The sequence below is a fragment of the Micromonospora sicca genome (genome assembly GCF_003172935.1).
GTDB classification, from domain to species: domain Bacteria; phylum Actinomycetota; class Actinomycetes; order Mycobacteriales; family Micromonosporaceae; genus Micromonospora; species Micromonospora sicca.
Map to the genome: position 1 here is coordinate 1 of NZ_QGKS01000110.1, position 20,343 is coordinate 20,343.

Sequence of the window (20,343 nt, forward strand, 5' to 3'; positions counted from 1 at the left end):
AGGGCTGCTCCCGGCCTCACCCCCAACCCGGGGATCAGCCTGCCCTCAGCTTCTACCGTTCACTGCGATGACCGGCGGCAGGCACTTCCTCCTGCACGGCAACATCAGCGCCTCGTGGCGCACGGCTCTTCTCGTCCATGCACAAGACCACCGCCTTGTCCGGCGGGTTCAGGTACAAGCCCACGACGTCAACGAGTTTCTCCTCGAACCGCTTGTCGTTCGACAGCTTGAACGTCTCCACCAGGTGCGGCTTGAGCCCCCGCGCGTCCCACACCCGCTGCACGGTGGCCTTCGACACGCCGACCTTGGCCGCCATCGACCGGCACGACCAATGCGTGGCTCCCTCGGGCCGCGAATGCAGCGTCAGTTCCACGATCTGGTCGATCACGGCTTGCGGGATCGACGGCTTGCGGCCCCGACCCGCCGCCACCTTGCCCAGGTCGGCGAGCCCACGCTCGGCGAACTCCGCCCGCCACGCCCGCACCGTCATCCGGGTCACCCCGGCCAGCACGGCGATGTCGGTGTTCGACACCCCGTCGGCCGCGTGCAGCAGCACCTGCGCCCGCTGGACCAGACGGTGCTCCGCGGTCCGCGACTTCGCCAGGGACTCCAGCAGTTCACGCTGGCCTGGATCGAGCACCAACGGTGCAGCGGTACGACTCACGACCAGCATCGTACCAACTGGCTACCTATTTCTGAGACAGAACACTAGCGCTCGGTGCGGGCCATAGAACCTGGTCAAGGAACTCCTCTACCGCCGTAGCCATCTCGCCCAGCACCGCCGCCGACATGGCAAGCGGTCCCGGCCGCGGAGTCGGTGATCGCCACCCTCTACTTCAAGTACATGCGGCGACAACTCCCGGGCGAGGCCGGGACGCCAGCTGCTGTCGCCCGTACCGCCGATGAGAAGGCAGGGCGCGCTGGCCCGGCGAAGGCCGTCGACCACCTCCGGGCTGTGCAGCAACGGCGGTTCGCCCCCGAGCTTGGCACCGGGGACCAACCGTCGTTGATGGGGCGTGCGCCGGGCGGCACGGCGGAGAGGCGGCCGACCACGCTGGCTCCGCGTAGTCTCCGTGCCATGCTCCGGATCCTCACGTGCGCTCGCACAGCCTGGCATGCGCCAGCACGCAGCGCTCGAGGATCCTTGTGATGGCCGCCCCATCTCCGTCATCATCCGATCCGCAGTGGACGGGATCGTTGCCCGAGGCGCCACGGTTGCCGCCAGAGCCGCTGGCACGCCCGGCGCCAATCCGGCGCGGGCGGGTCAGCGCCGGTATCGGCATCGCGGTTGTCGGCCACCTACCCGCAAGCGGCCTGTGGCTCGTTTCCTGCTACACGTTCATCTACCACGCAACTCCCGACTCATTGTTCATGGTGGATTGTCTCGTAATCCTTTTTCAACTGGCGCTGTTCGCCGGCTGTGTCCTGGCGGGCGGTTGGCTGGTCTTGCGTGGTGACCGCGGCGTCGGCCTGGGCCCGCTCATCGGTTGGGCCGTGGGCGCCATCGCGCTCGTGGTGGGCACAATCTTGATCTCTTACTCGGTGCCGGCCGATACGGCCGCGGCAGGCACCAACACGGTCTACTCCCACAGCCTCGTCGTTCCCTCCACGCCATAGGCGACGCACTCATCTCGGCAGAGCTGGTTCGTCTCGGATGCGCTGCCAGCGGCATGTCAGTGCTGGTGTGCCTCGGATCGGTGTAGATCGGCGTAGTAGGAGTTGACGGCGGGTTGGCCGGTGTAGTTCGGCCCGGCGTGGTCGTCGGCACCGAGATAGGCGTACGGCAACGACAACGCTCCGGGGCTGGTATGCCCGATCCGCCGACGGCGGGTGTCAACCGTGCAGCCCGCTTGGCGCAGTGCGGTGATCAGCTTGCGTCCCGCGGGCCCACCGTCAGCCAGCCGCAGATTGTCCAGGTCGAGATCGGCTACGAACGGTCCGCCGTCGGTGAGCCAACCAGCGATGCGGCTCAACACGGCGAGTTTGTCGCCGACGTGTGCAGCCCATGCACGCAGGCACGAGCAAGCTCATCCGCGGCTTGCACCAAACATCGGCCCGTGCCGCAGCACAGGTCCAGCCAGCCGTGGTGATCTCTCGCCCGCCGGGAACGAGCTTCCGGAGGTGGGCGATGATCCAGTCGAGTGGATTGAACCCCAGTTCCCGGCTGTAGCTGTTGACGCCGTCAAGCTGACGCTCGCGGTTCATGGCGGAGTTGGCGACCACCGCCGAGGACTCCAGCGCCTCCTCGTTGAGCAAGCGATCCCGCACGTCAGCCTGCCAGAACCTGCAGTGAGCCTTCTCCATCGTGGGTCGTCAAATTCAGCGGGCACCAGCGGCCAACTGCTGGCTACGACAGTTCGCCGACCTCGGAGCGCGGCAGGCGGGTCCAGTGCGCAACCGTGGCGTCGTCAGGGACCCGAGCATCGGGGTCTGCGGAGGTGCGGGCTTCGGCCTGCCGGACGCGGCGAACGATATCGGCCGGCCCGTTAGCGGCGAGCAGTTCCAGTACGCCGGGCCAGTCGGTCAGGCCGTACGGGCTGACGATGCGACTGGCGCCATTGCTGAGCAGCGCGACGCTGTGCAGGTGATGAAGGGGCCGGCTGCCGGTTACCGCTTCCTCCGCCGCGTGCGGATCATCCTTGGCGATCCAGTAGCCGCCCGGCTGGTTCCGGCGAGCCTGCAGCGCCTCGATGCAGGAGTCTCGGATGCGGTCGTACTCCACCGTTCCCCCGGGAACGCCATCCAGGGACGCCGAGCAGATGCGCCTGGTGGTGACCTCGCGCTCGTCGGTGATGACCTGCGGGCCACCGCAGACCTGGTCGAGGACGAGGAAGGAGTCCGCGAGCAGGAGATAGTCCAGGCGGCCCCGGTGGGCGCGGACGATCACCACGGTTGCCTGCGGGCTGCTGGGGTTCGTGAGGTCGCAGGTGCCGCGGTGATCGGCGGCTATCTCGCCGATCGTGGTGGCGAGGATCGCCGCGAGGTCTCGCCCGTCGTCACGCGATAGCCGGCCGAGCAGCGCGCCGCCGAGACGGTGCGTATACCAGGCGACACCGTGGGAGCAGATCGACTCGCTTCCCGGGATGCCGGCGCCGTCCAGCAGCACAGCAGCGCCGGGAACAGCGCCGGCGAAGTCCTCGTTCGGCTGGCCGGCCCTACCGGCGCTAGTCGCCATTTCGACGTGCATTCATGGGCTCCCAAGGGACGTCTCGCAACCCGATGTCTGTCTGGTGAGGACCATCATCGAGGATGTTGGGATGCAGGTGATCTCCGCAGCCCGACCGGATTTGGATCTTCTCGTTCACTGGGTTGCAGCCCGCTCAGTTCCGCCGGCCGGTCCGGCTGGTCGCCGAGCGTGGCGGGGACGGCATCGCTGACGGGCGGCCGGGCCGGCAGTGGGCGCCTGACCTGCCGGATCGGGTGCTGCTGCTGGCCGCCTACAGACGTACCAGCCTGACGATGCGCCAGATCGGGCCGCTGTTCGGGGTGTCGCACTCTGCCGCGCATCGGGTCATCGACAGCCTCGGGCCGCTGCTGGCCCTGGCACCTGTGCGCCGGCGGCCGGTCGACCAGATCGCGATCGTTGACGGCACCCTGATCCCGACCCGGGACCACCGCCTCGCGGCACCGAGCAAGAACTACCGCTACTCGACGAACCTGCAGGTCACCATCGACACGAGCACCAGACTGGTGATCGCCGTCGGCGACCCGCAACCAGGCAACCGCAACGACACGATCGTCTACCGGACCAGCGGAATCGACCAGAAGCTGGCCGGGCGGCCGGTCATGGCCGACGGCGGCTACCAGGGCAACCGCGTGAGGTGACCATGCCGTACCGCAAGAACCGTGACGGCAGCCGGCCGCCGGCTGCCGGCCTGGAAAGAGGAGCTGAACGCCCAACACCGCACCGTCCACGCGCAGCGAACACGCCCTGGCCAGGGGCGAGCTTTGCCGGCACATGGTCGGTCGGAGCCGGAGGGGAAGTGAGTCGTAACACTCGAGAGGTCCTAAGAGGCGTCTCGTAACGCGGTGAAGGCGTTGCCGATGACCCGGGTTTTGCTCACCCAGCCAGGACGATGTTGTGCAGGTGGGCAATGCCGGAAGCGGCGTCGGTCAATGTGCGGGCAGCGCGGCGATAGTCGCGCAGAATCTTCCAGCACTTGAAGCCTGGGCGGGGCGTGTTCGACATGTTGGCCAACGGCCAAGTCGATCAGTACGCCGACCGTGACACCGTCGAGGTTCGCCGCGTCGTGCCGATCGTGGTCCACTTCCTTGCCACCACAGATCGATGGCCAGGAGTGAGGTGGCAGGACGGCAACTCGGTGTAGGAACGGGTCGCCGTACAGCCATTCGTGCAGCCAGGACCGCCAGCCAGCGCCGACGCCGCCCGACAGCAGGGAGGGGCTGAGCAGGGGTCCCGCTCCCTACCAGCCCGCCACGCGCCGTCCACGGTGACTTGACACCCGCCAATGAAACCGGTGCCGCAGGCGGCCTCACGGCGGTTACCGCTCAGTGGGCGTGGCGCGCAGGTCCAGCAGCCCGGCGTCGACGACGGCGCGGCTGAACGAGCGCGCCAGTTCCGCCAGCCGTGCGCAGCCGTCCTCGCCGAGCGCCCGGTAGGCCGGTTCGGCGAGAGCGTCGGTCCGCTCCTCGACCGACCGGCGCAGCTCCCGGCCGGCATCGGTGAGCGCGAGGTCCTCGGCGTCGACGCCGGCGGCGGCCAGCAGACCGCGGGACCGCAGGCCGTCCACCGCCTCGGCCCACTCTTCCCGGGTCCAGCCGCGGCTGCTGCGCAGGAACCGCTCCGGCGCCTCCCCGGTCGCGGCGTGCAGCACGAGCGCGTCGAGACCGTTGACACCGGCTACCAGCAGCGCGTTCACGTGCCCGTCGCCGCGATACTCGCGCAGCAGCGTCTGCGCGTGCCACAGCACGAGGTGCGGGTCGTCCGGCCACGGCAGCGCCGCGTGGGCGGCGAACAGCGGGCGCCCGGGCAGGTGCTCGGATGCCGTCTCGGCGGCCCTCCGCGCCAGCCCGGCCGCCTCGGCGATGGCCGCCCCGGTCAGCGCATCGCCTGGCAGGCCCGCGAAGGCCCGGCGCAGCGCCGCGTCCGCGGCGTCGAGACGGGCGCGAAGCACCGTCGCCGGGTCGGCGTGCTGCCATGCGGCGGGCAGCGCCGAGCGCACCAGCGCCGGCTTGAAGTTGAAGAACGTCGCGATGACCGGCTCGGCCGGTACCGGGCCGAACGGGGCCGACCGGGACGCGAAGTAGCCCATCGGGCCGTCCAGGCCGAGCGCGGCATACCGTTGGCGCGCCTCGGGGGCGAAATAGATCATGGCGTGGATCGGCTCTGCGCGGCGCCACGCGGCGCGGGCGAGCGCGGGGTCGAGCGGGGATCGCACCACTGCAACTCCTTCCGTTACTGCCGGACGACGGTCGCGCCGCCGTCGACGTCGAGGGTCTGTCCCCCGCGCAGCGCGGGCACGCCACGGCCGTGGCGCACCGCCAGATCGCGTTTCTCCAGCACAGGTCAGGGCCTCGCGTCCTGCGCGAACCGCCACCGCAGCTCCCGCTTGAGCACCTTCATGCTCGGCCCGAGCGGGAATTCGCCGACGAACTCCACCCGCCGCGGATACTTGTGGCGGCCCAGGTGCTCGCGCGACCATTCGACGATCTCGTCGGCGGTCACCTCCGCCGCGGGGATGACCACCGCGCACACCTCTTCGCCGTGCGTCGGGTGGGGCAGGCCGATCACCGCCACCTGCCCGACGGCCGGGTGGCGCAGCAGCGCCTCCTCGACCTCCCGCGGGTACACGTTGAATCCGCCCCGGATGATGAGGTCCTTCTTCCGGTCGACGATCGTGACGAACCCGGCCTCGTCCCGCGTGCCGAGGTCACCTGTGCGGAACCAGCCGTCCACGATCGCCTCCGCGGTCGCCCGTGGCTGGCCGAGGTAGCCGGCGAAGACGTTGTGCCCGCGGATGACGATCTCGCCGATCTCCCCCGGCGGGAGCAGCTCGACGCGGCGCTCCAGGTCGGCCCGGGCCACCTCGACGTCGACGCCCCAGATGGGGCAGCCGACGGTACCGGGGCGCGTGCCGAAGGTGGGCTGGTTGGTGGTCGCGACGGGGGAGGTCTCGGACAGGCCGTAGCCCTCGTAGACGGTCGTCGCGAACATCTGCGCGACCTCCTCCAGCAGACTGACCGGAAGCGACGCGCCGCCGGAGACGCACAGCCGTAACGACGGGCGCGGCGCACCCCGGCGGGCCGCGTCGACCAGCGCGGCGTACATCGTGGGCACGCCGAGGAACGCCGTCACGGCCTGCGCGACCATCAGCTCCAGCGCCCGGGTCGGATCGAAGCGCGGCTGGAGCACGAGCGTGGCGGCGGCGCGGAAGGTGGTGTTCATCGCGGCGGTCTGCCCGAAGCTGTGGAACAACGGCAGGCAGCCGAGGATCACGTCATCGCGGCGCACCCCGAGGTCGTCGAAGGCGTTGACGGTGGCGTTCATCGTCAGGTTGAGGTGGGTCAGGACGGCGCCCTTCGGCCGGCCCGTGGTGCCGCTGGTGTAGAGCACGACGGCCGCGTCGTCCGGCGCGGTCGGCACCAGCCCAGGTCGCGGCGCCAGGCTTGCGGCCGTCGCGACCAGCGAATCCGGATCGGCCGGGTCCAGCGGGACCGCCGGTACCCCGGCCAGCTCCGCCGCCTTCACGGCCGTCGCCGGGTCGCCGCCGCCGTGCACCACCACGCGGGCCCCGCTGTCGCGCAGGACGAACGCCACCTCCTCGGCGGTCAACAGCAGGTGGATCGGCACCACGACCGCGCCGAGCGATAGGATCGCGTAGTAGGCGCGCGGGAAGTCCGGCACGTTCGCGGCCATGAGCGCGACCCGGTCACCGCGGCGTACCCCCCGCTCGGCCAGCGCCGCGGCGTAGCCCCGGGCCTGCGCCCACAGCTGCGCGTACGTGACGCGTTCGTCGCCGCAGATGATCGCGGGATGCTCCGGTCGGCGCCGGGCGCTCTCTGCCAGGACGGATGCCAGCGACAGTTGGGCCATGGTGCGGGTTCCTCGCTGTCGAAGGGACGGGCGGCGTCGCGGACCGGACGCGGACGGGTGCACTGATCGAAGACCGGCGGGCAGGCGAAATCAAAGACGAGCCCTCACCCGCCCCATAGGCGTCGGCTATGGCTGGTGCACACGGCGCCGCGACGACCGGGTCACGGATCGCCGACGGCGTGGCGGGTCTCCTCGGGTCGGCGCAGCAGTTCCAGCAGGGCCCGGGCCGCCGGCGACAGCCTCCCGGGCCGGTGGACCACCGCGAACCGGCAGGCCATCGGCGAGTCCAGCGCCCGCACGACCGCTCCGCCGCGGGCCGCCTCGTCGGCGTACCACCGGGTCAGGAAGGCGGTGCCGGCCCCGGCGAGGACCATCGGTACGACGGCCTCGCTGTGCCGGGTCACCGTCGCGCGACGCATCCGCACGCCGGCCGAGGCGAGCGCGGCCAGCACCGTCGCGCGAAGCGCACCGTGCCCCTCGATGTCGATCACCGGGGTGTCGTGGAGCGCCCGCACCGGTAGCGGCCCGTCGGGGGCGGGGGTGCCGGGCGGCAGCACCGCCCACACCTGCTGGGAGCCCAGCGCCGAGACCGGCAGCCCGAGATCGGGTACCGGTAGGTACGTCAGGGCCAGCTCGCAGCTTCCGTCGCGCACCAGCCGAGCCAGTTCCTCGTCGTCGCGGGGCTCCCGCACGCCCACTGAGATGCCTGGGGAGCGGCGCCGCAGGGTGGCGAGCGCCGGGGTGAGGGGGTCGACGGTCAGCGCGGCGTGCGCGGCGATGTCGAGCCGTCCGGCACGCAGACCCACCACCTCGGCGACGGCGGCCCGGGCGGCGGTGGCGTCGCAGAGGACCTGCCGAGCCGGGGCGACGAGCGCCTCACCGGCGGCGGTGAGGACCAGGCCGCGTCCGGTGCGGTGGAACAACTCGACGCCGAGCTCGCGTTCCAGGCCCCGGATCGCCTGCGACAGAGATGGCTGGGCGATGCAGATGGCCGCGGCCGCGCGGGTGACGCCGCCGTGATCGACGACGGCGAGGAAGTACTCCATCTGGCGCAGGTCGACCATCGCTACCCTGTCCCACAAGCGGCGCGGGCGTGGGCCACGAACGCGCGCGCCGCCGGCGACAGGGGACCGGGCCGGTGCACCAGTCCGTACGCCTGCCGCAGCGGCGGGTCGACGGGGCGTACGACCGCGCCGAGCGAGGCGGCCGCGTGCGCGGTCTCCCGCACCACGAAGGCGGTGCCGGCGCCGCCGAGGACGAGCGGCACGAGCGCTTCCCGGTGCGCCACCTCGACCACGAGCCGGGTGCGGACGCCCTGCTCGCGCAGCGCCCGTTCGACGTGGTCGCGCTGCCAGCTGCCGCGCGGCACCCCGAGAACGTCGGCGCCGTGCAGCCGGGCCAGCGGCACGGCTGCACCCGGGCCGACGTCGGTGCCGGGTGGGAACGCCAGCCACAGCTCCTGGACGCCGAGCTCGACCACGTGTAGCCCCAGGTGCGGCAGGGGCAGGTGCGCCAGGCCCAGCTCACTGTGCCCGTGCCGAACGAGGATGTGCAGGCTGTCGTCGGTCTCCGGCTCGTCGACGCGTACGACGATGTCCGGTTTCGCGCGCCGGAACGAGCCGACCAGGGATGCCCCCGGGTAGGCCGCCAGGACGGGCACGGTGACCAGGTCGAGGGTGTGGCCGGATCGTTCGTGTGACCCTACCGCCTCCCGGGCGGCGGTGATGCCGCGCAGCATCTGCCGGGCCGGGCCGACGAAGGCCCGGCCCGCGTAGGAGAGCACCAGCCCGTGCGAGACCCGGTGGAACAACTCGGCGCCGAGTTCGCGTTCGAGCGCGCGCACCGACTGCGACAGCGTCGGCTGGGCGACGTCGAGTGCCGCGGCCGCCCGGCTGAAGCCGCCGTGCTCGGCCACCGCGAGGAAATAGGAGACCTGCCGGACGTCCAATGTGTCGCTCAGCGGGCGCCGACGATGCGCAGCGCCATCTCGGCGTACTGGGCGGCGACGTACTCGGGGCTCCAGTCGCCGTCGTCGCGGTACCACCGGCCCACGTCGATGCCGAGCGAGAGCAGCGCCGCGCCCGCCATCCGCGGGTCCGGGGTGTCGAAGACCCCGGCGGCGACGCCTGTCTCCACGAGCTGGCGGATCGCCTGCTCGATGCGATGGCGCACGTCGCGGATCTCGGCGAGATGCTCGGGGCTGAGTGCGGCCAGCTCGTAGTTCACGACCCGGGTGGTGGTGTGGTCGCGGGCGTGGGTGACGACGAAGTCGTGGACCACCCGCCGTAGCGCGGTGGCCGGGTCGTCGGATGACGCGATCGCGTCCTGCACGACCCGCAGCACGTGGTCGTGCCCTGACCGTGAGATCAGATAGAGCAGTTCCTCCTTGGATTTGTGGTGCACGTAGAGCGCGGCCGGGCTCAGCCCTGCCGCCGCGGCTATGTCGCGTGTCGTCGTGCCGTGAAAGCCTCGCTCGGCGAACGCACTGACAGCCGCCTCGAGCAGCCGGGCGCGGGTCGCGTCGGCGCGGGAGTGCTCTGCGGTGTCGGTCAACGTGCGTCCACCCTTCCTTCCTGAGCCTCGGCGGGCATTGATACCACAGCACCGGACATCAGCCGTCCGGGTCAGACCCGTTGACGGCGGCGGCCATGCTGTCGCACTTCGTCGAGCTTATCCTAAGCAAGCGCTTAGTAACCCGGGAGGGAATGGCCGTGTCCCGAAGCCCTGTCGAACACCCGTCTGGCATGACCGGTGCGCGCACCACCAGCAGGCCGAGGTTCGCCGGACGGACCGCGATCGTGACCGGCGCCAGCCGGGGGATCGGCCTGGCCATTGCCGAGCGGCTGGTCGCCGACGGCGCCAACGTCGTCCTCACCGCCCGCAAGCAGGACGCGCTGGACCAGGCCGTCGCCCAGTTGGGCCCCGAGCACGCGCTCGGCGTCGCCGGTCACGCCGACGACGCCGACCACCAGGCCGAGGTCGTGGCGCGGGCGGTCGACACCTTCGGCAGCGCCGATCTGCTGGTCAACAACACCGGCATCAACCCGACGTACGGCCCGATGGTCGAGCTGGACCTGGCCGCGGCCCGCAAGATCTTCGAGGTGAACTGCCTGGCCGCGCTGTCGTGGGTGCAGCACGTACATCGGATCTGGATGAAGGAGCACGGCGGCGCGGTTGTCAACGTGTCGTCGGTGGCCGGCGTCCGGCCCGCGCCCGGCATCGGCTTCTACGGCGCCAGCAAGGCGATGCTCACCCAGATCACCCAGCAGCTCGCCGTCGAGCTCGGCCCCGACATCCGGGTGAACGCCGTCGCCCCGGCCGTGGTGAAGACGAAGTTCGCCACCGCCCTCTACGAGGGTCGCGAGGACCAGGTCGCCGCCGCGTACCCGCTCAAGCGGCTCGGTGTAGCCGAGGACGTCGGCGGCGTCGTGGCGTTCCTGCTCTCCGAGGACGCCGCCTGGATCACCGGTCAGCTGCTGCTCGTCGACGGCGGTCTCACCCTCACCGGAGGTGTCTGATGCCGGTACGGGACAAGGGCGTCGTCGTCACCGGCGCCGGCCACGGCATCGGCCGCGCGCTGGCCACGCGACTCGCCGCCGGGGGAGCGCGGGTCGTCGTCAACGACCTCGACGCCGAGGCGGCCATCCGGGTGGCCGAGGAGATCGGCGGCTACGCCGCTCCCGGCGACGCCGCCGGTGAGCAGGGTGTCGCCGCGCTGGTCGAGGCGGCCCGAGGTCACCTGGGCGGCATCGACGTCTGGTTCGGCAACGCCGGAATCGAGCGTGGCCACGGGCTGCGGGCCACCGAGGAGGAGTGGGCCGCCACCCACGAGGTGAACGTCATGGCGCACGTGCGGGCCGCGCGACTGCTGATGCCCGGGTGGGTCGAGCGCGGGACGGGTCGATTCGTCGTGACCGCGTCCGCGGCCGGGCTGCTCACGATGATCGGGAGTGCGGCGTACTCGGTCAGCAAGCACGCCTGCGTCGCGTTCGCCGAGTGGCTGTCGCTGACCTACCGGCACCACGGAGTCGTCGTGCAGGCGATCTGCCCGCAGGGCGTACAGACCCGGATGCTCGACAACGCCGGGCCGCTGCAGGAGTTGCTCAGCCACGACGCGGCGATCACCCCCGAGGACGTCGCCGAGGCGACGTGGCAGGGCCTCCACGGCGACCGGTTCCTGATCCTGCCGCATGCCCGGGTGGCCGAGTACTACGCACACCGCGCCACCGACACCGACCGCTGGTTGAACGGCATGAACAAGCTCCAGCGACGACTCGAGGACCAGGGGGCGCTCCGATGAGGGCATGGCGGGTGGCCGAGCTCGGCGAGCCCCGCGACGTGCTGCGGCTCGTCGACGTGACCGACCCGCAGCCGGGTCCCGGGCAGCTCGTGGTGAAGGTGCTGGCCTGTCCGGCCAACTTCCCCGACGTCCTGATGTGCCGCGGCGAATACCAGGTCAAGCCGGAGCTGCCGTTCACCCCGGGCGTCGAGCTGTGCGGCCGGGTCGTCGCGCTCGGTGCGGGTGTCGACGGGTTCGCCGTCGGCGACCGCGTGCTCGGCGGCGCGGTGCTGCCGTTCGGCGGCTTCGGTCAGCTCGCGCTGATGGATGCGGCGACCACGTTCCCCGCGCCCGCGGCACTCGACGACGCCGAGGCGGCCTCGCTCTACATCGGCTACCAGACCGGCTGGTTCGGCCTGCACCGTCGGGCCGGGCTGCGCGCGGGCGAGACGCTGCTGGTGCACGCGGCGGCCGGCGGCGTCGGCAGCGCCGCCGTCCAGCTGGGCAAGGCAGCCGGCGCCCGGGTGATCGGCGTCGTGGGGGGTCCGGAGAAGGCGGCGGTGGCCCGCGCACTGGGCGCCGACGTGGTCGTGGACCGTCGCCAAGAGGACTTCGTCGAGGTGGTCAAGGCCGAGACCGGCGGCCGGGGCGCCGACGTCGTCTACGACCCGGTCGGCGGCGAGACCTACCAGCGTTCCACCAAGTGCGTCGCCTTCGAGGGCCGGATCCTCGTGGTCGGCTTCGCCGGCGGCCGGATCCAGTCCGCCGCGCTCAACCACGCCCTGGTGAAGAACTACTCCATCGTCGGCCTGCACTGGGGCCTGTACCACCGCCACGACCCGGCAGCCGTCGCCGAATGCCACCGTGCCCTCACCGCGTTGGCCGGCCAGGGCGCCGTACGACCCCTGGTCAGCCAACGCCTCGCGCTCGGCGAGGTGGCCGACGGCGTGCAGGAGCTTGCCGACGGCGTCACCGTCGGCCGGGTGGTGTACGTCTCGTGAGCACCGCCGACCAGGTGCAAGCCGTGATCTTCGACTACGGCGGCGTGCTCACGGGACCGGTCCGGGACTCGATCGCCGCGTGGCTGCACGCCGATGGCATCGACCCGGCCTCGTTCTCGCGCACGCTCAAGGCCTGGCTGTCCCGCGACGCCCCGGACGGCACCCCCATCCACCGCCTGGAGACCGGGGCGCTGAGCGTCGAGGAGTTCGACGCTCTGCTCGCCGCCGAGCTCACCACCCTCGACGGGCGTGCGGTCGATCCTGTCGGCGTCCTGGTCCGGCTGTTCGCCGGGATGCGCCCCGATCCGGCGATGTTCGCCCTCGCCCACGAGCTGCGGGACGTCGGCGTGCGCGTCGGACTGCTGTCCAACAGTTGGGGCAACACGTACCCGCGCGAGCGGATCGAGGCGCTCTTCGATCCCGTCGTCATTTCCGGTGAGGTCGGTCTGCGCAAGCCGCTCGCCGCGATCTACGCGCTCACCCTGGACCGGCTCGGCCTGCCGGCCGACCGGGTGCTCTTCGTCGACGACGCCGAGCCGAACGTGCTCGGCGCCCGCGCGGTCGGCATGCGGGCGCTGCAGCACACCGACGCCGACACCACCCGGGCCGCGCTCGCCGAGTTGATCCCCGGCCTGTCCCGCCGGCCGCCCACGGCCGCACCCCGTTCTGAACTGCCACATTCCGTACCCGTCGAGGAGTTGACCCCATGACCATCACCCGTACCGCCGTCGTCACCGGCGCGGCCCGCGGCATCGGCGCCGGCGTCGCGAAGCGGCTCGCCCGCGACGGCTTCGCCGTCGCCGTGGTCGACCTGGCTGAAGCGGCGGGCAAGCCGGTCGTCGAGGAGATCGAGGCCGGCGGTGGCCGGGCCCTGGCCGTCGGCGCCGACGTGGCCGACGAACAGGCGGTGCAGGCGGCCGTGGACCGGATCGCCGGGGAGCTGGGCGAACCCACCGTGCTGGTCAACAACGCCGGCATCATCCGGGACAACCTGCTGTTCAAGATGAGCGCCGACGACTGGGACGCGGTCGTGAACGTGCACCTGCGTGGCTCGTTCCTCATGGCCCGCGCCGTGCAGGGCTACATGACCAAAGCCGGTTGGGGTCGGATCGTCAACCTGTCCAGCACCTCGGCGCTGGGCAACCGCGGTCAGGCCAACTACGCGGCCGCCAAGGCCGGTCTGCAGGGCTTCACCAAGACGCTCGCCCTGGAACTCGGGAAATTCGGTGTCACGGCCAACGCGATCGCCCCGGGCTTCATCGAAACCGAGATGACCGCCGCCACCGCGGCGCGGATCGGCATGCCGTTCGAGGACTTCACCAAGGCCGCCGCGGCGCAGATCCCGGTCGCGCGCACCGGCAAGCCGGAGGACATCGCGCATGCCGTGTCGTTCTTCGTCAGCGAGGGCGCCGGTTTCGTGTCCGGCCAGGTGCTGTACGTCGCCGGCGGGCCGAAGGCCTGAGCGGGAAAGGGGAAATGATGAAGGTCTTCCAGGGCATCGAGGAACTGCGGCAGGCTGTCGGCACCCACCTCGGCTTCTCCGACTGGCACACCGTCACCCAGCGGCAGATCGACACCTTCGCCGAGGCGACGGGCGACCACCAGTGGATCCACGTCGACCCGGCCAAGGCGGCGCACGGCCCGTTCGGCAGCACCATCGCGCACGGCTACCTGACGCTGTCGCTGGTGCCGATGCTGGTCTGGCAGGTGTACAAGGTCGAGGGGCTGACCATGGGCGTGAACTACGGCGCCAACAAGCTCCGCTTCCCCTCCCCGGTCCCCGTCGACTCCCAGGTGCGTGCTGGCGTGGAGCTGCTGTCGCTGGTGCCCGGCGGCGGTGGCTACCAGCTGACGGCGAAGGTGACCGTCGAGCTGGCGGGTGCGGAGAAGCCGGCCTGCGTGGTCGAGACCGTCAGCATCCTCGTGCCATGATCGCCTCCGCACCGCAGGACCCGCCCGGCCTCGACCTGGCCCGGCTCTCCGACTGGTTCGCCGCCTCGGTGCCCGGGGCGGCCGGGGATCTGACCGCCCGGCTGATCGCCGGCGGGAAGTCCAACCTCACCTACGAGGTCGGTGACGGGCGGAAGACCTGGATCGTCCGCCGGCCGCCGCTGGGGCATGTGCTGTCCACCGCGCACGACATGGCCCGCGAGTACCGGGTCATGTCGGCGCTGCAGGCCACCGACGTGCCGGTGCCGACCACCTACGCGCTCTGCACCGACGTCGACGTGCTGGGCGCACCGTTCTACGTGATGCAGCGGGTGGCCGGTACGGCGTACCGGCACGCGGCCGAACTCGAGCGGCTCGGCCCGGAACGCACCCGGGTCATCTCGACCAGGCTGGTCGACACCCTGGCCGCCCTGCACGCGGTCGACCCGGCGGCCGTGGGGCTGGCCGACTTCGGCCGACCCGAGGGCTTCCTGGCTCGGCAGGTGAGCCGGTGGAAGAAGCAGCTCGACGCGTCGTACTGCCGGGACCTGCCGGCCGCCGACGAGCTGCACGCCCGACTGGCGTCCGGCGTGCCCACCGGGTCGGCACCGGGCATCGTGCACGGCGACTACCGCCTCGACAACGTCCTCACCGACGACCGCGACCGCCTCGCCGCTGTCATCGACTGGGAGATGGCCACGCTCGGCGACCCGTTGACCGACCTGGCGCTGCTGGTGCTCTACCAGCGTCTCGGCCGGCTCGTCGGAACGGCGGTGGCCGACGCCGCGTCCGCGCCCGGCTTCCTGACCGAGGACGAGATCCTCGAGCGGTACGCCGCCCGCAGCACCCGCGCCCTCCCGGGTTTCGGCTTCTACCTCGGCCTGGCGGCCTTCAAGCTGGCCGCGATCCTCGAAGGCATCCACTACCGCCACCTGCGCGGCCAGACCGTCGGCTCCGGCTTCGAACGCCTCGGCGAGGTCACCGAGCTGCTGCTCGACGCGGGCCTGACCTACCTCAAGGAGCAATGATGGACTTCAGCCTGGACCCCAGGACCGAGGGACTGCGCGACAACCTCCTGGACTTCATGGACAGTCACATCTACCCGGCCGAGCACGTCTTCCACGAAGAGCTCGGGCAGCTCGGCAACCGCTGGGCCTGGGACTCGGTGCCCGTGCTCGCGCAGCTGCGCGCCGCGGCGCGCAAGCGAGGACTGTGGAAACTCTTCCTGCCGGGCGAGCACGGCGCGGGCCTGACAAACCTGCAGTACGCCCCGCTCGCGGAGATCACCGGACGGAGCCACCTGGCGCCCGCCGCCCTGAACTGCTCCGCCCCGGACACCGGCAACATGGAGGTGCTGGCGATGTTCGGCACCCAGCGGCAACGGAAGCAGTGGCTGGAGCCGCTGCTGGAAGGTCAGATCCGGTCGTCGTTCGCCATGACCGAGCCGGACGTGGCGTCCTCGGATGCCACGAACATCTCCACCCGCATCGAGCGGGACGGCGACCAGTACGTGATCAACGGGCGCAAGTGGTGGATCACCGGCGCGATGAACCCGAACGCCCGGATCTTCATCGTCATGGGCAAGACCGACCCGAACGCCGAGCGGCATCGCCAGCAGTCCATGGTGCTGGTCCCGCGGGACACCCCCGGTCTGCAGATCAAGCGGGGCATGGAGGTGCTGGGGTACGACGACCACGACCACGGCGGGCACGCCGAGCTGGAGTTCCACGACGTACGCGTGCCGGCCGAGAACCTGATCGGCGCCGACGGCGACGGCTTCGCGATCGCGCAGGCCCGCCTCGGCCCCGGCCGGATCCACCACTGCATGCGCTCCATCGGCGTCGCGGAGCAGGCCGTCGAGCTGATGTGCGCCCGCGCCGAGCAGCGGATCGCGTTCGGCAAGCCACTGGCCGACCAGGGGGTGATCCGGAACTGGATCGCCGAGTCCCGGGTGCGGATCGAGCAGCTGCGCCTGCTGGTGCTCAAGACGGCCTGGTTGATGGACACCGTCGGCAACAAGGGCGCGCACACCGAGATCCAGGCGATCAAGATCGCCACCCCCGCGACCGTGCAGTGGATTCTGGACAAGGCGATCCAGGTCCATGGCGCCGCCGGCCTCTCCCAGGACTTCCCGCTGGCCGGCGCCTACGCCCGCGTCCGCACCCTGCGTTTCGCCGACGGACCCGACGAGGTGCACAAGAACGCTCTGGCGCGCCACGAACTGCGTCGCCAGGCTGCCGCGAGGCAGAACAGCCACGCCTGACCACATCCCGCTGCACGAGGAACAGCGCCGGAGGTGGCCGACTACCTCCCCGCCCACGCCCCGGTTTCCCGACGGGCGGGCGGTGCAGCGACCGGATTGAGCGGGGCTCGGGTAGGACGGTGATTCCGGTGGAATGGGCTGGGCCGGTCCTGGGACTTCGGCTTGTTCGGGTTGCCGACTCCCGGCCAGGGGAGTAGGCAGAAGGCCCACCCGTGTCGATCTGGGGAGACGACATGAGACCTCCGGCCCTCATCACCGCGACCGTCGCTCTGGCCACGCTCGTGGCCGCAACCGGCGTTCCCGCCCAGGCTAAGCCGGCCGAGCCGCCGAAGGAGCCGGTGGCCGCCGGGTACGGGGGCGCCGTGTCCTCCGTGGACGCCACCGCCACGGCGGTCGGGCTGGATGTGCTGCGCCGCGGTGGCAACGCCGTCGACGCGGCGGTCGCCGCGGCGGCGACGCTCGGCGTCACCGAACCCTTCTCGGCCGGTATCGGCGGCGGTGGCTTCTTCGTCTACTACGACGCGAAGACCGGTCGGGTGCACACCATCGACGGCCGCGAGTCGGCACCGGCGTCGATGACCGAGACCAGCTTCATCAACCCGGCCACCGGGCAGCCGTACCGGTTCGACGAGGCCCGCATCAGCGGGCTGTCGGTCGGCGTGCCCGGCACCCTGCTCACCTGGCAGGACGCGCTGGACCGCTGGGGCACCCGGTCGCTGGCGCAGATCCTCAAGCCCGCCGCGCGGGTCGCCGAGGACGGCTTCACCGTCGACGAGACCTTCGCCGGCCAGATCGCCGCGAATCAGGCCGCGTTCGGGCAGTTCAGCTCGACCAGCGCGCTGTACCTGCCCGGCGGTCAGCCACCGGCGGCCGGCAGCACCTTCCGCAACCCGGACCTCGCCGAGACGTACCGGCTGATCGCCACGCAGGGCACCGACGTGTTCTACCGGGGCGAGGTCGGCAGCGACGTGGTTGCCACCGTGCAGCACCCGCCGCTGGCGGCGCAGCCGATCGGGTCGTGGCCGTACCCGATCCGCCCGGCCGGGATGACCTCCGACGACCTTGCCGGCTACCGCACCCGCTTCCCCGAGCCGACCCGGTCGGACTACCGCGGCCTCGAGGTGTACGGCATGTCCACCCCGTCGAGCGGCGGCACCGCCGTGGGCGAGGCGCTCAACATCCTCGAGCGGTTCGACCTGCGGTCGATGACCGCCACCCAGGCGATGCACCACTACCTGGAGGCCAGCGCGCTGGCGTTCGCCGACCGCAACCGCTACGTCGGCGACCACACCCCGCAGAACGTGCTCGGCGAACTGCTCAGCGACGCGTACGCCAGGGAACGCGCGTGCCTGATCGATCCCTCGGCGGCGCTGCCCAAGCCGGTCGCACCCGGCGTCCCCGACGGCGCCTACGACGGCTGCTCGGTGGCGACGGTCGCCGACACCCGCGACGACCGCAAGAGCACCACCAACCTGACCGTGGCCGACCGGTGGGGCAACGTGGTGGAGTACACGCTGACCATCGAGGCGACCGGCGGCAACGGGATGGTCGTACCCGGTCGGGGATTCCTGCTCAACAACGAGCTGACCGACTTCAACTTCGCGCCGACCCAGGGCACCGCGCCCGACCCGAACCTGCCGGCGCCGGGCAAGCGCCCACGCAGTTCCATGTCGCCCACAATCGTACTGGCCGACGGACGGCCGTTCCTGGCCGTCGGCACGCCCGGCGGCGCGACGATCATCACCACGGTCCTGCAGATGCTGATCAACCGGATCGACCTGGGCATGACCCTGCCGGAGGCGCTGGCGGCGCCGCGGGCATCGCAGCGCAACGGCGGCAGCACTCAGGCCGAGCCGGCGTTCCTCACCGAGTACGCCAAGGGCCTCCCCCCGGGGCATGCCTTCTCTCCCACCGCCGAGATCGGCGCCGCGACCGGTATCGAGTTCCTGGAGGACGGCCGGCTGCTCGCCGCGGCCGAGCCGGTACGCCGGGGCGGCGGCGCAGCGGCCGTGGTCGGCCGCTCGGCGCGCCACTGACGGTGGGGACCGCGGCGACGGCTCAGACCCCAGCTGAGCCGTGTCCCATTGTCGGCATGGTCTCACCTGGCCTGGTGTGACTCCTGCTGACACCGCGTAGTGGCTCTTGACCGACATCGCCGTCCCTGTTGACGTGGACTGCACGCCGAACCCGTCTTGTCCGGGATTCACTACCGCGGGTCTCGGTAAGGTCGTCCGCATGGCTGACGCTGTCGTGATTCCCGGCCTTAGGTTCGGACCGGGTGCACCCCTGCTCATGTATGCCGGCGATGTAGCGGAGCAGCGGGGCGCAGCGGTGCACCGGTACTCGTGGTCCCAGGAGCCTCCGAAGCCTGATGGGCCAGAAATCGAGGGCTGGGTGAGCGGTGAGATCGGTCCGCTACTCGACACTGTTGGCGGTCGCCCCCTGCTGATCGCCAAGTCGCTCGGCACGAATGCGGCAGCGATCGCCGCCCAAAGATCCCTGCCCGCCGTATGGCTCACGCCCTTGCTCACCCTGCCGTGGGTGGCTGATGCGTTGGGCCGTGCGACCGCGCCGTTCCTCCTCGTGGGTGGCACTGGCGACAAAGTATGGGACGGTGACATCGCCCGCCGGCTGTCACCCCATGTGCTAGGCCGTGTCTCCTGGATCATGGTTTGGGGCGGTCTGGTTTCGCGCGTAGCCAGATGAGGATGTCGGCGATTTGCACGGTGGCCCGGTAGCGGCAGGCGAGCTTGTCGTACCTGGTGGCCACGGCGCGGAACTGCTTGCGCCGGTTCATCAGCCGTTCGATGGTGTTGCGCTGCCGGTAGCGGTGCGGGCGGAAGGTGGGCGGGCGGCCACCGCGTGATCCTTTCCGGGCCCGGTTGGCTTTCTGGGCGTCTTTCTCAGGGATGTCGTGCGGGATGCGCCGGGCCCGCAACGCACGGCGGTTGCCGCGCGAGCTGTAGGCCTTGTCCGCCGAGAGGGAGTCCAGCCGCTTACGCGCACGGCCGATCCCGCCGGGACGGGCCACGGCCACGTCGTCGAGCAGCCGCACCAGCTGGCGGGTGTCGGAGTCCTGGCCCGGGGTCAGGTGGCTGGTCAGGTTCCGGCCCCGCCCGTCACCGATCGTGTGGATCTTCGTGGTCCACCCGCCACGCGACTTGCCGACTCCTTCCCGTCGCGCTGCGTCACGACTGCTCAGCCCCCTTTACGGGCACCGGCGGCGTGCTGGTGGGCGCGCACGATCGTGGAATCGGCGTTGGCGTGCCAGTCCAGATCCCCGGCAGCGTCCGCGTCGGCCTGCAGCATCGCCTCGATCCGCGCCCAGGTCCCGTCTTCCTGCCAGCGGGTGAACCGCTTGTACAGGGTTTTCCACGGCCCGTACCGCTCCGGGACGTCCCGCCACGGCACCCCGGTACGCACCCGGAACACGATCCCGTTGATCACCTGCCGGTGATCACGCCACCGCCCACCACGCTGCCGCGTCATCGCCGGCAGCAACGGCGCGATCCGCGCGTACTCGACATCGGTCAGCTCAAACCGCCCACTCACGACACACGTGAATAGCCGAACCACGACCCAAGATCCAGGAGACACGCCCTAGAGGTGGAAGGGGCGGATCACGGTATGTACGTACCCGGCCCGCTTACGGAGTCGATCGCAGTGCTCGGCCGAGTGGTGATAGCCGTGGAAGAATTCCTCGACGCGATTGGCTGGCCGAGCTAGTGCGTTGACCACAAACGTTGGCCGGGTTGATCGGGGTTGGGGAAATGTCGTAGGGCTGGTGTTGGCTTCGGTTCGTGCCTCGTCGTCGGGA

18 protein-coding genes and 4 pseudogenes are annotated in these 20,343 nt (G+C 71.1%); 12 read left to right on the top strand and 10 right to left on the bottom strand.

What is annotated here, in order from left to right; translation table 11 throughout:
• Positions 1–124: 124 nt before the first annotated feature.
• Positions 125–664: pseudogene (locus DKT69_RS04695) on the bottom strand (IS630 family transposase); the annotation flags it as partial.
• A gap of 485 nt (positions 665–1,149) precedes the next feature.
• On the opposite strand from DKT69_RS04695, the gene DKT69_RS04700 reads away from it, so the two are divergent.
• Positions 1,150–1,617: a hypothetical protein gene (locus DKT69_RS04700; protein ID WP_146230982.1), complete on the top strand. Its 468-nt coding sequence runs from the start codon at positions 1,150–1,152 to the stop codon at positions 1,615–1,617.
• Positions 1,618–1,673: 56 nt separating this feature from the next.
• On the opposite strand, the gene DKT69_RS38855 is transcribed toward DKT69_RS04700, so the two are convergent.
• Together DKT69_RS38855 and DKT69_RS38130 are read right to left on the bottom strand one after the other, a co-directional pair.
• Positions 1,674–1,973 carry a hypothetical protein gene (locus DKT69_RS38855; RefSeq protein WP_201749487.1) on the bottom strand — a complete coding sequence of 100 codons (300 nt, stop codon included), beginning with the start codon at positions 1,971–1,973 and terminating at the stop codon, positions 1,674–1,676.
• Between the two features lie 374 nt (positions 1,974–2,347).
• A complete protein-coding gene (locus DKT69_RS38130) occupies positions 2,348–3,187 on the bottom strand; it encodes a hypothetical protein (RefSeq protein ID WP_201749488.1) in 840 nt (279 codons plus the stop codon).
• A gap of 70 nt (positions 3,188–3,257) precedes the next feature.
• Here DKT69_RS38130 and DKT69_RS04715 point away from each other — a divergent pair.
• Positions 3,258–3,940, top strand: a pseudogene (locus tag DKT69_RS04715) (transposase family protein); the annotation flags it as partial.
• Positions 3,941–4,060: 120 nt separating this feature from the next.
• Here the strand turns inward: DKT69_RS04715 and DKT69_RS04720 are convergent.
• From DKT69_RS04720 to DKT69_RS04745, 6 genes and pseudogenes are all read right to left on the bottom strand, one after another.
• Positions 4,061–4,202, bottom strand: a pseudogene (locus DKT69_RS04720) (IS5/IS1182 family transposase); the annotation flags it as partial.
• Between the two features lie 300 nt (positions 4,203–4,502).
• Positions 4,503–5,402 (bottom strand): SCO6745 family protein, encoded by a 900-nt coding sequence (locus DKT69_RS04725; RefSeq protein WP_236647337.1) that lies wholly within the window; start codon positions 5,400–5,402, stop codon positions 4,503–4,505.
• 125 nt (positions 5,403–5,527) lie between these two features.
• On the bottom strand, positions 5,528–7,054 hold the full coding sequence (locus tag DKT69_RS04730) for a long-chain-fatty-acid--CoA ligase (protein WP_109800371.1): 1,527 nt from the start codon (positions 7,052–7,054) through the stop codon (positions 5,528–5,530).
• A 161-nt stretch (positions 7,055–7,215) separates the two neighbouring features.
• The gene (locus tag DKT69_RS04735; protein WP_109800372.1) at positions 7,216–8,118 is read right to left on the bottom strand and encodes a LysR family transcriptional regulator; all 903 of its coding nucleotides are present in this window, start codon (positions 8,116–8,118) and stop codon (positions 7,216–7,218) included.
• Positions 8,119–8,120: 2 nt separating this feature from the next.
• Entirely contained in the window at positions 8,121–9,002 is an 882-nt protein-coding gene (locus DKT69_RS04740; RefSeq protein WP_109800373.1) for a LysR family transcriptional regulator, read from the bottom strand.
• An 8-nt stretch (positions 9,003–9,010) separates the two neighbouring features.
• Entirely contained in the window at positions 9,011–9,607 is a 597-nt protein-coding gene (locus DKT69_RS04745) for a TetR-type transcription factor C-terminal domain-containing protein (RefSeq protein ID WP_109800374.1), read from the bottom strand.
• A gap of 191 nt (positions 9,608–9,798) precedes the next feature.
• Here DKT69_RS04745 and DKT69_RS04750 point away from each other — a divergent pair, with 191 nt between their 5' ends.
• The 10 genes from DKT69_RS04750 (at position 9,799) to DKT69_RS39490 (ending at position 19,232) form a co-directional block, all read left to right on the top strand.
• Positions 9,799–10,572 (top strand): SDR family oxidoreductase, encoded by a 774-nt coding sequence (locus DKT69_RS04750; protein WP_109800375.1) that lies wholly within the window; start codon positions 9,799–9,801, stop codon positions 10,570–10,572.
• Positions 10,572–11,354 (top strand): SDR family oxidoreductase, encoded by a 783-nt coding sequence (locus DKT69_RS04755; protein WP_109800376.1) that lies wholly within the window; start codon positions 10,572–10,574, stop codon positions 11,352–11,354. The genes DKT69_RS04750 and DKT69_RS04755 overlap by 1 nt, the downstream gene beginning before the upstream one ends.
• Positions 11,351–12,334: an NADPH:quinone oxidoreductase family protein gene (locus DKT69_RS04760; RefSeq protein ID WP_109800377.1), complete on the top strand. Its 984-nt coding sequence runs from the start codon at positions 11,351–11,353 to the stop codon at positions 12,332–12,334. Before DKT69_RS04755 ends, DKT69_RS04760 begins: the two co-directional genes overlap by 4 nt.
• Positions 12,331–13,044, top strand: coding sequence for an HAD family hydrolase (locus tag DKT69_RS04765; RefSeq protein WP_109800378.1), 714 nt, complete (start codon positions 12,331–12,333; stop codon positions 13,042–13,044). Before DKT69_RS04760 ends, DKT69_RS04765 begins: the two co-directional genes overlap by 4 nt.
• Positions 13,041–13,796, top strand: a complete 756-nt coding sequence (fabG, locus tag DKT69_RS04770; RefSeq protein WP_109800379.1) for a 3-oxoacyl-ACP reductase FabG — start codon at positions 13,041–13,043, stop codon at positions 13,794–13,796. The genes DKT69_RS04765 and fabG overlap by 4 nt, the downstream gene beginning before the upstream one ends.
• A gap of 17 nt (positions 13,797–13,813) precedes the next feature.
• On the top strand, positions 13,814–14,266 hold the full coding sequence (locus DKT69_RS04775; RefSeq protein WP_109800400.1) for a MaoC family dehydratase: 453 nt from the start codon (positions 13,814–13,816) through the stop codon (positions 14,264–14,266).
• A complete protein-coding gene (locus DKT69_RS04780) occupies positions 14,263–15,291 on the top strand; it encodes a phosphotransferase family protein (protein ID WP_109800380.1) in 1,029 nt (342 codons plus the stop codon). The genes DKT69_RS04775 and DKT69_RS04780 overlap by 4 nt, the downstream gene beginning before the upstream one ends.
• Entirely contained in the window at positions 15,291–16,526 is a 1,236-nt protein-coding gene (locus DKT69_RS04785) for an acyl-CoA dehydrogenase family protein (protein WP_109800381.1), read from the top strand. The genes DKT69_RS04780 and DKT69_RS04785 overlap by 1 nt, the downstream gene beginning before the upstream one ends.
• 233 nt (positions 16,527–16,759) lie before the next feature.
• Positions 16,760–18,562 carry a gamma-glutamyltransferase gene (gene ggt / locus DKT69_RS04790; protein ID WP_109800382.1) on the top strand — a complete coding sequence of 601 codons (1,803 nt, stop codon included), beginning with the start codon at positions 16,760–16,762 and terminating at the stop codon, positions 18,560–18,562.
• Between the two features lie 358 nt (positions 18,563–18,920).
• Positions 18,921–19,232: a hypothetical protein gene (locus DKT69_RS39490; protein WP_236647338.1), complete on the top strand. Its 312-nt coding sequence runs from the start codon at positions 18,921–18,923 to the stop codon at positions 19,230–19,232.
• Here DKT69_RS39490 and DKT69_RS04800 read toward each other — a convergent pair.
• Positions 19,192–20,015, bottom strand: a pseudogene (locus DKT69_RS04800) (IS5 family transposase). The gene DKT69_RS39490 and the pseudogene DKT69_RS04800 overlap by 41 nt on opposite strands.
• Between the last annotated feature and the right edge of the window lie 328 nt (positions 20,016–20,343).

Excerpts from the sequence above, each read along its gene's own strand:
- DKT69_RS04730 (WP_109800371.1), bottom strand. The coding sequence starts at position 7,054 with ATGGCCCAACTGTCGCTGGCATCCGTCCTGGCAGAGAGCGCCCGGCGC.
- DKT69_RS04755 (WP_109800376.1), top strand. The coding sequence starts at position 10,572 with ATGCCGGTACGGGACAAGGGCGTCGTCGTCACCGGCGCCGGCCACGGC.
- DKT69_RS04785 (WP_109800381.1), top strand. The coding sequence starts at position 15,291 with ATGGACTTCAGCCTGGACCCCAGGACCGAGGGACTGCGCGACAACCTC.
- DKT69_RS04780 (WP_109800380.1), top strand. The coding sequence starts at position 14,263 with ATGATCGCCTCCGCACCGCAGGACCCGCCCGGCCTCGACCTGGCCCGG.
- fabG (WP_109800379.1), top strand. The coding sequence starts at position 13,041 with ATGACCATCACCCGTACCGCCGTCGTCACCGGCGCGGCCCGCGGCATC.
- DKT69_RS38130 (WP_201749488.1), bottom strand. The coding sequence starts at position 3,187 with ATGCACGTCGAAATGGCGACTAGCGCCGGTAGGGCCGGCCAGCCGAAC.
- ggt (WP_109800382.1), top strand. The coding sequence starts at position 16,760 with ATGAGACCTCCGGCCCTCATCACCGCGACCGTCGCTCTGGCCACGCTC.
- DKT69_RS04700 (WP_146230982.1), top strand. The coding sequence starts at position 1,150 with ATGGCCGCCCCATCTCCGTCATCATCCGATCCGCAGTGGACGGGATCG.
- DKT69_RS04760 (WP_109800377.1), top strand. The coding sequence starts at position 11,351 with ATGAGGGCATGGCGGGTGGCCGAGCTCGGCGAGCCCCGCGACGTGCTG.
- DKT69_RS04750 (WP_109800375.1), top strand. The coding sequence starts at position 9,799 with ATGACCGGTGCGCGCACCACCAGCAGGCCGAGGTTCGCCGGACGGACC.
- DKT69_RS04735 (WP_109800372.1), bottom strand. The coding sequence starts at position 8,118 with ATGGTCGACCTGCGCCAGATGGAGTACTTCCTCGCCGTCGTCGATCAC.
- DKT69_RS04775 (WP_109800400.1), top strand. The coding sequence starts at position 13,814 with ATGAAGGTCTTCCAGGGCATCGAGGAACTGCGGCAGGCTGTCGGCACC.